Raw genomic sequence first — 12,129 nt, 5'->3', positions numbered from 1 at the left:
GTCGAACGGGCCGCGGCCCGGCTGCGCGCCGCCGGCATCCACGACTACGCCGTGCTCGCCGGCGCCGACCTGGTGGTATGCGGCAACGCCGCACACGGTGGGCCGTGGCGGATCGCGGTGCACCACCCGACCGACCGGCGCCGGGAACCGCTGGTGCTGGAGATGACGGCGGGCGCGATCGGCACCTCCGGGGTGACCGGACGGCAGGGGCACGTGGTGGATCCGCACACCGGTGAACCCGCCGACGAACTGGTCGCCGCCACGGTGGTCGGTCCCGACCTGTCGGTGGCCGACGCGTACGCCACCGCCCTGTACGCCGCCGGGTCGGCCGGACTGTCCTGGTTCCGCGGTGATTCGGACTACCACGCGTTGTTCGCCGCCCGGCGCTGATCGAGGCGGGCCCGAAGCGGGTGTCGAATGTGGGTGGTGACAGCGATCGGCCTCCACAGCCGCGGCAACGACCGTGGAGGCCGGTCGGCGACGAATGCGCATGGCTCACGCAATCGAGGGGTGCGGGCCGGTCGGCCGGACGTCGACCTCGCCACCCGAAGACGGGCCGCTGCCACGAACTCGGCCGGTGACCGCACACGTACGCTATCGAATTGACGTGATTCGCGGCAAGGGCTCCACAGGGGAGCGTCTGGAATGGTTCCAGCGGCACGCTGAATCGTTTCGCAACCGGCCCGTTTTCGACAACGTGCACATCGGATGGCACGCTGTCCGCCGTGAGTTTCGATCTGAGCGTGTGGGCCCTGCCGGACGGGGCGACGCCCGAGGACGTACGAGCGGCGGTGCAGCAGTGCCGGAGCGGCCGGCACGGCGAACGCCAACCGGACCCACGGGTGGTGGCCTTCTATCGGGCGATCACCGCCAGCTACCCGGACCGGCCGACCGGCCGACCGACGCCCTGGGCGGTGATGCCGCTGCACGCGGCGGCCGACCACGTGGAGATGAACCTGGACCCGGGCTGCCCCGACCAGGTGCTGCTGGACATCGAGCGGCTGGCCGGCGAGTACCGGCTGATGCTGTTCGACGCGCAGGACGGCTCGGTCTACCCGCCGCCGACCACCGTCCGCCTGCCCGGCTGACCCGCCCCGCCCGGCCGTGTGCCGACACCCTGTCGGTCCGTGCCGGCGACGGCGACACGACGAGGGGCCCGGCCGACGGCCGGGCCCCTGTCGGTCGTGTGTGGACTACTCGTCGCGCAGGTCCGCCGCGCTGGCCGAGGTCGCGCCGATCGAGTCGGCGGCCGAGGTGAGCAGCTCGGCACCGAGCGCCTGGTCGACGGTGAGGGTCATCAGCGTCTCGCCGCCGGCCTCCCGACGGGCCACCTGCATCGCGGCGATGTTGATGCCGGCCTCACCGAGCAGCGTGCCGACGGTGCCGACCACGCCCGGGCGGTCGGCGTAGCGGAGGAACAGCAGGATGCCCTCCGCACCGATCTCCACGTCGAAGCCGTCCACCTCGGTCAGCTTGATGATGTCCCGGGTGCCCGCGTGGGTCACCGTGCCGGAGACGCTCACCGTACGGCCGTCGGGCAGCGCGCCGCGCACGGTGACCAGGACGGGGTACTCGACGGTGTCGGTCTGGGTCGTCAGCGACACCTCCACACCGCGCTGGGCGGCCAGGTGCGGCGCGTTGACGTAGGTGACCTGCTCCTCCACCACCGAGCTGAACAGCCCCTTGGTGGCGGCGAGCTTGAGCACGGTGACGTCGTGGTCGACGATCTCGCCGCGCACCTCGACGGTGACGCTGGCGGCGATCCCACCGGCGACCGCGGTGAAGGCCCGGCCGAGCTTCTCGGCCAGCGGCAGCAGCGGGCGTACGTCCTCGGCGACCACACCGCCGGCCTGCACGTTGACCGCGTCCGGCACGAACTCGCCCTGCAGGGCCAGCTTGACGCTCTTGGCCACGGCCAGACCGGCCTTGTCCTGCGCCTCGGCGGTGGAGGCGCCCAGGTGCGGGGTGGCCACCACGTTGTCGAGGGCGAACAGCGGCGAGGAGGTGCACGGCTCCTTGGCGTACACGTCCACACCGGCGCCCGCGACGCGGCCCTCGGCCAGCGCGTCGGCCAGCGCCTGCTCGTCGACCAGGCCGCCCCGGGCGGCGTTGACGATCCGCACGCCCGGCTTGACGATGGACAGCTCCTTCTCACCGATCAGGCCCACGGTCTCCGGGGTCTTCGGCAGGTGGATGGAGATGAAGTCGCTCTCCCGCAGCAACTCCTCCAGCCCGACCAGGCGTACGCCGAGCTGCGCGGCGCGAGCCGGCTGGATGTACGGGTCGTACGCGATCAGCCGGGTGCCGAACGCCGCGATGCGCTGCGCGAACAGCACGCCGATGCGGCCCAGGCCCACCACGCCGACGGTCTTGCCCTGCATCTCCACACCGGTGTACTTGGACCGCTTCCACTCCCCCGCCTTGAGCGCGGCGCTGGCGCTGGCGGTGTTGCGGGCGACCGCGAGCAGCAGGGCGACGGCCTGCTCGGCAGCGGAGACGATGTTCGAGGTGGGGGCGTTGACGACCATGACACCCCGCGCGGTGGCGGCGGGCACCTCGACGTTGTCCAGACCCACCCCGGCGCGCGCCACGACCTTGAGTCGCGGAGCGGCGGCGATCGCCTCGGCGTCGATCTGGGTGGCACTGCGGACGATGACGGCGTGGGCCTCGGAGAGCGCCGAGAGCAGAGCCGGGCGGTCGGTGCCGTCGACGTGCCGGACGTCGAAGTCGTGGGCGAGCACCTCGATGGCGGCGGGGGCGAGTTCTTCGGCGATCAGTACGACAGGAGTCATTGGTCCTCGTAGATGTCGTCAGAGCGGTCGGCCGGTGCGGGGACGCTGCGCTGCGCCCGGCGCGGGCGGGGCCATGGCCGTCAGGTGCCGCCTGGAGCACCTACCCGCGATCGTAGGGGGCGGGTAGGCCGGCGTGCCCCGGACTACGGGGTGAGTGCCCTCACAAACCGGACGTGACGTGCGTGTTAACGATCGTTAGCCACCTCGGTGAACAGCACGGCACCCGGTCCCGACGTCGGGGAGAACGTCGGGTCCGGGTGCCGTCGGTGAGAGTGCTCTCAGGTGGCCGAGGTCTCAGGCCGTCTCGGTGATCGGCCGGTCGACCCAGCTCATCATGCCGCGCAGCTTGGCGCCGGTCTCCTCGATCGGGTGCGCCGCGCCCTCCGCCTGCCACTTGCCGAAGTTGGGGCGGCCGGCCTCGTCCTCGGCGACCCACTCGCGGGCGAACTCGCCGTTCTGGATCTCACCGAGGATCTTGCGCATCTCCTCCTTGACCCGGCCGTCGATGACGCGCGGGCCCCGGGACAGGTCGCCGTACTCGGCGGTGTCGGAGACGCTGTACCGCATCCGGGCGATGCCGCCCTCGTACATCAGGTCGACGATGAGCTTCAGCTCGTGCAGGCACTCGAAGTAGGCCACCTCGGGGGCGTACCCGGCCTCGGTGAGCACCTCGAAACCGGTCTGCACCAGCGCCGCGGCACCGCCGCAGAGGACCGCCTGCTCGCCGAAGAGGTCGGTCTCGGTCTCCTCCTTGAAGGAGGTCTTGATGGCGCCCGCCCGGGTGCCACCGATGCCCTTGGCGTACGACAGGGCCAGCGCGAGCGCGCTGCCACTGGCGTCCTGCTCGACGGCGACCAGACAGGGCACACCCTTGCCGTCGGAGTACTGCCGACGGACCAGGTGACCGGGGCCCTTCGGGGCGACCATCGCCACGTCCACCTCGGCCGGCGGCGTGATCAGGCCGTACCGGATGTTGAAGCCGTGCCCGAAGAACAGCGCCTTGCCGGCGCTGAGGTTCGGCGCGATCGACTCGGCGTAGATGTGACGCTGCGCGGTGTCCGGCGCCAGCACCATGATCACGTCGGCCTCGGCGGCCGCCTCGGCCGGGGTGAGCACCCGCAGGCCCTGCTCCTCCGCCTTGGCCCGGCTCTTCGAGCCCTCCTTCAGACCGACCACCACGTCGACACCCGAGTCGCGCAGCGACAACGCGTGGGCGTGGCCCTGGCTGCCGTACCCGATCACGGCGACCTTCTTCGACTGGATCAGGCCCAGGTCGGCGTCGTCGTCGTAGTACACCTCAACGCTCATGACTTCCCTTTCGTACGGCGGCCGCAGTGGCCCGTCGTGGCTTCGTGGTTGCCGCGGCCGGAGGAGCCGGGCCGGCGGTTCGGTTCGGACGGCCCGCGCGACGGGCCGCGGTCTCGGGTCAGGCGGCCCGCAGCGCGGGGCCGGCGGTGATGGCGCGCGAACCGCGGCCGATCGCCACCAGACCCGACTGCACCATCTCCTTGATCCCGAAGGGTTCGAGGTCGCGCAGCAGCGCGTCGAGCTTGTCCGGGGTGCCGGTGGCCTCGATGGTGAGCGTGTCGGAGGCCACGTCGACCACCCGGGCCCGGAACAGGTTGACCGTCTCCAGGACCTGGGCGCGGGCGTTGCGGTCCGCGCGCACCTTCACCAGCAGCAGCTCGCGCGCCACCGAGGTCGACGGGTCCAACTCGACGATCTTGAGCACGTTGACCAGCTTGTTGAGCTGCTTGGTGACCTGCTCCAGCGGGGACGACTCGGCGTTGACCACGATGGTGATCCGGGAGACGTCCGGGTTCTCGGTCTCACCGACGGCGAGACTGTCGATGTTGAACCCGCGACGGGAGAACAGCCCGGAGACGCGGGCCAGCACACCCGGCTTGTTCTCCACCAACACGGAGAGAGTATGCATGGTCATCAGATGTCATCCTCGTCGAAGGTCGGGCGGACGCCACGGGCGAACATGATCTCGTCGTTGCTGGTGCCGGCAGCGACCATCGGCCAGACCATGGCGTCCTTGCCGACCACGAAGTCGATCACCACGGGCGCGTCGTTGATGGCCATAGCGGCCTCGATGGTCTTGTCGACGTCCTCGGCGTTCTCGCACCGCAGCCCGATGCAGCCCAGCGCCTCGGCGAGCTTGACGAAGTCCGGGATGCGGTGCTTGTGGGTGCCGAGGTCGGTGTTGGAGTACCGCTCGCCGTAGAACAGCGTCTGCCACTGGCGGACCATGCCGAGGTTGCCGTTGTTGATCACGGCGATCTTGACCGGGATGCCCTCCAGGGCACAGGTGGCCAGCTCCTGGTTGGTCATCTGGAAGCAGCCGTCGCCGTCGATCGCCCAGACCACCGTCTCCGGCATGCCGACCTTGGCGCCCATCGCCGCCGGCACCGCGTACCCCATGGTCCCGAGACCGCCGGAGTTCAGCCAGGTCTGCGGCTTCTCGTACGAGATGAACTGCGAGGCCCACATCTGGTGCTGGCCGACCCCGGCGACGTAGATCGCGTCCGGCCCGACGATCTCCCCCAGCCGCTTGATCACGTACTGCGGGGAGAGGGTGCCGTCGCCGGGCTCCTCGTAGCCCAGCGGGTACCGCTCACGCAGGTCGTCGAGCTGCGCCCACCAGTCGGTGAGGTCGGCGCCACGGCCCGCGGCCCGCTCGGCGTTGACCGCCGCCAGCAGCTCGTCGATGACGTGCCGGGCGTCGCCCACGATCGGCACGTCCGCGTGCCGGTTCTTGCCGATCTCGGCCGGGTCGATGTCGGCGTGCACCACGGCGGCGTCCGGGGCGAACGAGTCCAGCTTGCCGGTGACCCGGTCGTCGAACCGGGCGCCCAACGCCACGATCAGGTCGGCCTTCTGCAGGCCGTAGACGGCGGCGACGGTGCCGTGCATGCCGGGCATGCCCAGGTGCTGCCGGTGCGAGTCGGGGAAGGCGCCCAACGCCATCAGCGTGGTGATCACCGGGATTCCGGTCAGCTCGGCCAGCTTGCGCAGGCCCTCGGTGGCGCCGGCCTTGAGCACACCGCCGCCGACGTAGAGCACCGGGCGACGGGCGTTGCTCATCAGCCGGGCCGCCTCCCGGATCTGCTTGCCGTGCGGGTGCAGGGTGGGCCGGTAGCCGGGCAGGTCCAGGGTGGGCGGCCAGGCGAAGGTGGTCGGCGCCTGGAGCACGTCCTTGGGGATGTCCACCAGCACCGGCCCGGGACGGCCGGTCGAGGCCAGGTGGAACGCCTCGGCCAGCACCCGAGGAATCTCGGTGGCGTTCTGCACCAGGAAGTTGTGCTTGGTCACCGGCAGCGTGATGCCCTGGATGTCCGCCTCCTGGAAGGCGTCCGTGCCGATCGAGGGCCGCGCCACCTGACCGGTGATCGCCACCAGCGGCACCGAGTCCATGTACGCGTCGGCGATCGGGGTGACCAGGTTCGTCGCGCCCGGCCCGGAGGTGGCGATGCACACCCCGACCCGGCCGGTGGCCTGCGCGTAGCCGGTGGCCGCGTGCCCGGCGCCCTGCTCGTGCCGGACCAGGATGTGCCGGACGGTCGAGTCGTAGAGCGGGTCGTACGCCGGAAGGATCGCGCCACCCGGGATACCGAAGACGACGTCGACGCCGAGCGCCTCAAGGGAACGCACCAGCGAACCGGCGCCCGAGACCTCGGCCTGGGCCTGGGTGGGGCGTACCGCCGGGGTGGGGGCGGCGGCACGGGCGGCGTCGGTGTTCTCGGCGGCGCTACGGGCCCGCCGGGCGGAGTGGGCGAGGGTCTCTGGCGTGGGTCTCGTCATGGCGGTTTGCCTTCGGCTGGAGTGGGTGGGACTACTCACGGGTGGACGCGGCAGTCCGGCGGCGTCCGATGGGTTCGACGGCAAGAAAAAAGCCCACGTGCCAGATGCACGGGGCCAGCGCACTCTCGGTCAGGGAGAGTGCGCTCAGGTAAGTACTCGCAGCGACCGGTTCGACGACATGGGCCAAGCCTGACGCATCTCACGCGATGAGTCAACTGATCCCACATATTGGTTCACGGATTTCGGCGCGTCCCGTCCGGCACGCCGCCCGCACCGGGCCCGACGTGCTCGGACGCGCTCTCGACCGGGCGCGGAAGGGGCGGCTGGTAGGGGCGTGTCGGCGTCTCACCCACCGGCACCGGACGGAGCGGACGGGCACCCGGCGACGTCGCCGCCTCCAGCATCGCCTCCAGGTGCTCGGCCGGTACGCCCCAGCCGAACAGCGCGCCCTGACCGAACCGGCAGCCGGCGGCGACCACCGCGGCCAGTTCCGTGGGGTTGGTCACGCCCTCGGCGATGACCTCGAGCCCGAGCTGGTGCCCCAGCCGCATCACGATGTCGACCATCGGCGCGAAGGCCGGGCCGTCCTGCCCCACCGGCCGGACCGGCTCGTGCTCGGCGACCAGACTGTGATCGATCTTGAGAATGTCGATCGGGAGCCGACGCAACTGCCCCAACGACGAGTAGCCCGCCCCGAAGTCGTCCAGCGCGATCCGCACACCGGTCAGACGCAGCGCGGTCAGCCGCCGGATCAGCTCGTCCAGGTCGGTGGCGACCGCGTGTTCGGTGACCTCCAGCACCAGCCGCTGCGGCGGGACGTGGTGCGCACGCAGCGCCTCGGCGACCTGCACCACGTACTCGGCGGCGTGCAGCTCGTGCGGCGAGACGTTGACCGACACCCAGACGTCGTGCCCCTCGGCCAGCCAGCGGGACAGCTGGTAGCACGCCTGGTGCAGCACCCAGGCACCGAGCTTGGCGATCATCCCGCACTCCTCGGCGAGCGGGATGAACTCGTCCGGCCGGACGTTGCCCAGCTCCGGATGGCGCCAGCGCAGCAGCGCCTCGGCACCGACCGGACGCACCGACGGCAGCGACGCCACCGGCTGGAAGACCAACCGCAGCTCGTCGCGCTCGATCGCGCCGCGCAGCTCGTGCTCCAGCGTCGTGCGGCGACGCAGCAACCGGTCGTACGCCCCGTCGTAGCGCTCGATGCGGTTCTTGCCGCTCTGCTTGGCGTAGCGCAGGGCGGCGTCCGCGTGACGCAGCAGCAGCTCGACGTCGGGCTCCTCGGCCCAGCCCGCCAGGCCGATGCTGACCGAGAGGAACACCGGCCCCTCGGACTGCTCGTAGGCACCGCCGAGCACCCTGAGCAGCCGCTCGGCCACCACTCCCGCCTCGGCCGGACCACCGTGCATGAGCACCGCGAACTCGTCACCGCCCAGCCGGGCGGCCAGGTCACCGGGGCGCAGGTTGCCGCGCAGCCGCCGGCCCACCTCGGCCAGCACCGCGTCACCGACGTCGTGCCCACGCATGTCGTTGACGTTCTTGAAGCCGTCCAGGTCCAGGCCGAGCAGGACGCAGGGCACCCGGGCCTCGGCGGACCGGTGCATCGCCTGCAACAGCCCCCGCCGGTTGGCCAGCCCGGTCAGCGCGTCGGTGTGCGCGAGCTGGCGGAAGTGCGCCTCCCGCTCGGCGAGCCGCCGGGCGTAGGCGCGCACGTCGTGCAGGGTGAGGTACTGCCGGGCGACCAGGGCGAAGCCCTCGATGCTGCCGGCGACGATGGCCGGACCGTCGAACCGGCCGTCCTGGAACAGGTGGTACATCGCCGAGGCGGCCATCGCGACCATCGGCACCACCGCGTACTCGCTGTCGCGGCGGATCACGTCGACGGCGACCTGGTCGGGCGGGTCGATCCGGCGTACCGCCAGCGCGGCGGCGAGCAGGCCCAGGGCGAGCACCGCCGCACCGGTGAAGGTCACGCCCGGCCCGCCCTGGCAGAGCCCGGCCGCGATGGCCAGCCCGCCACCGGTGGCCACGGTGATCCCGCCACCGAGCACCGCGAGGTGCTGCCGGGGCGGCGGGGCACGGAAGACCATGATCGCGGCCAGTCCGGTGCTCAGCGCCGCGCTGGCCGAGGCGACCAGGATCGCCGGGCAGGCCGTCGGAGTGGCCGCGCCGAGCAGTCGGGTCGGCTCGGAGAGCAGCACCCACCCCACGAACCAGAGCGCGGCGCCGACGATCACCCCGTCCAGGGCCAGTCGGGCGGCGGAGCTCGCCGAGCCGGCGACACCGGGCATCCGGAGCAGGCCGGCACCGAAGAGCAGGCTGCTCGCCGCCGTGCCGAACGCGACCAGCGTGGCCCATCCGGTGCGCTGCGACTGCTCGTGCGCCCAGTGCCCGCCGACGGTGAGCGCCTCGGTCGCCCCGACCAGCAGGGTCAGCAGGGCGATCACGCCGCCTGCGGCCAGCAACGCGTACGCCGGGCGGTGCGGGGCGGACCGGCGGCGGACCGCCAGGGCGAGCAGCACACCGGCCGTGAGGGCGACCAGCACGCTCGACACCGCGACACCGATCATGGCCGGGGGTGTGTGCACCCCGTCAACTCTGCCGGATGAGCTTGCGCCGTGGGGGTATCGGGTGTGCATCTGTTGGGACACGGTGCGTGTGCCTGTCCGACACCGGGTTCACGGTGCAAGACTGGTACGCATGCCTGAGCTGCGGTCGAAGACCTCCACGCACGGTCGGATGATGGCCGGCGCCCGGGCCCTGTGGCGGGCCACCGGGATGACCGACGACGATTTCGGCAAGCCGATCGTCGCCATCGCGAACAGTTTCACCCAGTTCGTGCCGGGTCACGTACACCTCAAGGACCTCGGCGGGCTGGTCGCCGAGGCGGTGGCCGAGGCCGGCGGCGTGGGCCGGGAGTTCAACACGATCGCGGTCGACGACGGCATCGCCATGGGCCACGCCGGCATGCTCTACTCCCTGCCCAGCCGGGAGTTGATCGCCGACGCGGTGGAGTACATGGTCAACGCGCACTGCGCGGACGTCCTGGTCTGCATCTCCAACTGCGACAAGATCACCCCGGGCATGCTGCTGGCCGCGCTGCGGCTGAACATCCCGACGGTCTTCGTCTCCGGCGGCCCGATGGAGGCCGGCAAGACGGTGGCGATCGAGGGCGTCGTCCACTCCAAGATCGACCTGATCGACGCGATGGTCGCCTCGTCGAACGAGGCCGTCACCGACGACCAGCTCGACGCCATCGAGCGCTCCGCCTGCCCGACCTGCGGCTCCTGCTCCGGCATGTTCACCGCCAACTCGATGAACTGCCTGACCGAGGCGATCGGGCTGGCCCTGCCGGGCAACGGCTCGACGCTGGCCACCCACGCCGCCCGCCGGGCGCTCTTCGTCGAGGCGGGCCGCACCGCCGTGGAGATCGCCAGGCGGTGGTACGACCAGGACGACGCCTCGGTGCTGCCGAGGATGGTGGCCTCCCGGGCCGCGTTCGAGAACGCCGTCGCGCTGGACGTGGCGATGGGCGGCTCGACGAACACGATCCTGCACCTGCTGGCCGCCGCCCGCGAGGCCGAGATGGACTTCACCGTGGCCGACATCGACGCGATCTCCCGCCGGGTGCCCTGCCTGTCCAAGGTCGCCCCGAACTCGCCGCAGTACCACATGGAGGACGTGCACCGGGCCGGTGGCATCCCGGCCATCCTCGGCGAACTCGACCGGGCCGGGTTGTTGCACCGGGACGTGCACGCGGTGCACTCCCCCTCACTCGACCAGTGGCTGGCCGACTGGGACGTGCGCGGCGGCTCGGCCACCCCGGAGGCGATCGAGCTGTTCCACGCCGCGCCCGGTGGCGTGCGGACCACCGAGCCGTTCTCCACCACCAACCGCTGGTCGAGCCTGGACACCGACGCCGCGAACGGCTGCATCCACGACCGGGAGCACGCGTACTCCGCCGACGGCGGGCTGGCCATCCTGCACGGCAACATCGCGCCCGACGGCTGCGTGGTGAAGACCGCCGGGGTGCCCGAGGAGTGCCTCACCTTCCGGGGGCCGGCGAAGGTCTACGAGTCGCAGGACGACGCGGTGACCGCCATCCTGGCGAAGGAGATCGTCGCCGGGGACGTCGTGGTGATCCGCTACGAGGGCCCCAAGGGCGGCCCCGGCATGCAGGAGATGCTCTACCCCACCTCGTTCCTGAAGGGCCGGGGGCTGGGCCGGGCCTGCGCACTGCTCACCGACGGCCGGTTCTCCGGCGGCACCTCCGGGCTCTCCATCGGGCACGTCTCGCCCGAGGCGGCCTCCGGCGGGCTGATCGCGCTGGTGGAGCCGGGCGACGAGATCGTCATCGACATCCCGAACCGGTCGATCGACCTGAACGTGCCGGCCGACGTGCTGGAGGCCCGCCGGATCGCCCAGGAGAAGCGGGACCGCCCGTACACCCCGGTCGACCGGCAGCGTCCGGTCTCCGCCGCGCTGCGCGCGTACGCCTCGATGGCCACCTCGGCCAGCGACGGCGCCTACCGCCGCGTCCCGGAATGAGTGAAAGGAAGGGCCCCCTGCTAACGCCTCGCGTATAGCAGGGGGCCCTTCCTAACATTCCAGACGGCGCCGCACTCGACGTGCGCGGCCCGGTGCGCTCAGGACTGCGCGAACATCTGCCCGATGCGGATCTTGTTGCCGAACGGGTCACGGATGCCGAAGTCGATCCCGTACGGCCGTTCCATCGGCTCGTCGGTGATGTCGACACCCTTGGCGACGAGGTTCTCGTGCGCCTTGTGGGCGTCGTCCGTGGTCATGAAGAGGAAGCCGCCGGCCGCCCCCTTGGTGAGCAGTTCGCGGACCTGCTCGGCGGTGGCCGGGTCGAGGCTCGGCGGGCCGGGCTTCTCCAGCAGGATCTCGCGTTGGCGGTCACCGGGGATGTTCACCGTGAGCCACCGCATGAAGCCCAGATCCTGGTCGGTGTGCACCTCCAGGCCGAGCTTGCCCACATAGAAGTCGAGCGCCTCGTCCTGGTCGAGGACGTAGACCTGGGAGCGGCTGATCGCGTTCATCGTCATGCCCGAAACGCTAATGCAACGCCCTGACCTGCTGCTTATCCAAAACTGCTCGGCCTCGTCCAGGCTTTGGTGAAGCAGCCCGGCACCGGCGCGGTCGGCGCGATGCGCCGCTTGCGGTAGTCGGTGGGCGACTCGCCGACGATCTGTCGGAAGGTACGGCTGAACGTGCCGAGACTGCCGAACCCGACCGCATTGCACACCTCGGTCACGTCCTGCTCGGTGTGCAGGAGGAGGTACATGGCCCGCTCCACCCGACGCCGTTGCAGGTAGCGGTGCGGCGTCTCCCCGAAGGTCGCCCGGAACGTACGGATGAAGTGCGCCTCGGAGACGTACGCGATCCTCGCCAGCGTCGGGATGTCCAGCGGTTGCGCGTACGCGCGGTCCATCGCGTCCCGGGCGCGCAGCATCGCCCGGTTCGTCTGCTCGACCGCCCTGCTCACCGGCCATCTCCCCACGAC

The 12,129-nt window shown here is 71.3% G+C and carries 10 protein-coding genes; 3 read left to right on the top strand and 7 right to left on the bottom strand.

Annotation, left to right across the window (positions count from 1 at the left end; translation table 11 throughout):
* Both EYA84_RS06140 and EYA84_RS06135 read left to right on the top strand, forming a co-directional pair.
* On the top strand, window positions 1–390 hold a 390-nt coding region (locus EYA84_RS06140), incomplete at its 5' end, for an FAD:protein FMN transferase (RefSeq protein WP_131052039.1).
* Between the two features lie 335 nt (window positions 391–725).
* Window positions 726–1,088, top strand: a complete 363-nt coding sequence (locus EYA84_RS06135; RefSeq protein ID WP_131052038.1) for a hypothetical protein — start codon at window positions 726–728, stop codon at window positions 1,086–1,088.
* A gap of 105 nt (window positions 1,089–1,193) precedes the next feature.
* On the opposite strand, the gene serA is transcribed toward EYA84_RS06135, so the two are convergent.
* The 5 genes from serA to EYA84_RS06110 all read right to left on the bottom strand — a co-directional run bounded on the left by serA (window position 1,194) and on the right by EYA84_RS06110 (window position 9,193).
* Window positions 1,194–2,792, bottom strand: coding sequence for a phosphoglycerate dehydrogenase (serA, locus tag EYA84_RS06130; RefSeq protein WP_131052037.1), 1,599 nt, complete (start codon window positions 2,790–2,792; stop codon window positions 1,194–1,196).
* A 294-nt stretch (window positions 2,793–3,086) separates the two neighbouring features.
* On the bottom strand, window positions 3,087–4,100 hold the full coding sequence (gene ilvC / locus EYA84_RS06125; RefSeq protein WP_131052036.1) for a ketol-acid reductoisomerase: 1,014 nt from the start codon (window positions 4,098–4,100) through the stop codon (window positions 3,087–3,089).
* Window positions 4,101–4,218: 118 nt separating this feature from the next.
* Window positions 4,219–4,734, bottom strand: coding sequence for an acetolactate synthase small subunit (gene ilvN / locus EYA84_RS06120; RefSeq protein WP_131052035.1), 516 nt, complete (start codon window positions 4,732–4,734; stop codon window positions 4,219–4,221).
* Complete coding sequence (locus tag EYA84_RS06115) at window positions 4,734–6,599, bottom strand: acetolactate synthase large subunit (RefSeq protein ID WP_131052034.1); 1,866 nt, start codon at window positions 6,597–6,599, stop codon at window positions 4,734–4,736. Before EYA84_RS06115 ends, ilvN begins: the two co-directional genes overlap by 1 nt.
* Window positions 6,600–6,832: 233 nt before the next feature.
* Window positions 6,833–9,193 (bottom strand): bifunctional diguanylate cyclase/phosphodiesterase, encoded by a 2,361-nt coding sequence (locus EYA84_RS06110; RefSeq protein WP_343232757.1) that lies wholly within the window; start codon window positions 9,191–9,193, stop codon window positions 6,833–6,835.
* A 112-nt stretch (window positions 9,194–9,305) separates the two neighbouring features.
* Here EYA84_RS06110 and ilvD point away from each other — a divergent pair, with 112 nt between their 5' ends.
* Window positions 9,306–11,153, top strand: a complete 1,848-nt coding sequence (gene ilvD / locus EYA84_RS06105) for a dihydroxy-acid dehydratase (protein WP_131052033.1) — start codon at window positions 9,306–9,308, stop codon at window positions 11,151–11,153.
* A 98-nt stretch (window positions 11,154–11,251) separates the two neighbouring features.
* Here the strand turns inward: ilvD and EYA84_RS06100 are convergent, their stop codons facing one another.
* Window positions 11,252–11,671 (bottom strand): VOC family protein, encoded by a 420-nt coding sequence (locus EYA84_RS06100; RefSeq protein WP_131052032.1) that lies wholly within the window; start codon window positions 11,669–11,671, stop codon window positions 11,252–11,254.
* Window positions 11,672–11,706: 35 nt separating this feature from the next.
* Complete coding sequence (locus EYA84_RS06095) at window positions 11,707–12,111, bottom strand: helix-turn-helix domain-containing protein (protein WP_131052031.1); 405 nt, start codon at window positions 12,109–12,111, stop codon at window positions 11,707–11,709.
* Between the last annotated feature and the right edge of the window lie 18 nt (window positions 12,112–12,129).

The organism is Verrucosispora sp. SN26_14.1 (assembly GCF_004307965.1).
Lineage (GTDB): Bacteria > Actinomycetota > Actinomycetes > Mycobacteriales > Micromonosporaceae > Micromonospora.
This window is presented reverse-complemented; position numbering and strand designations above follow the sequence as displayed.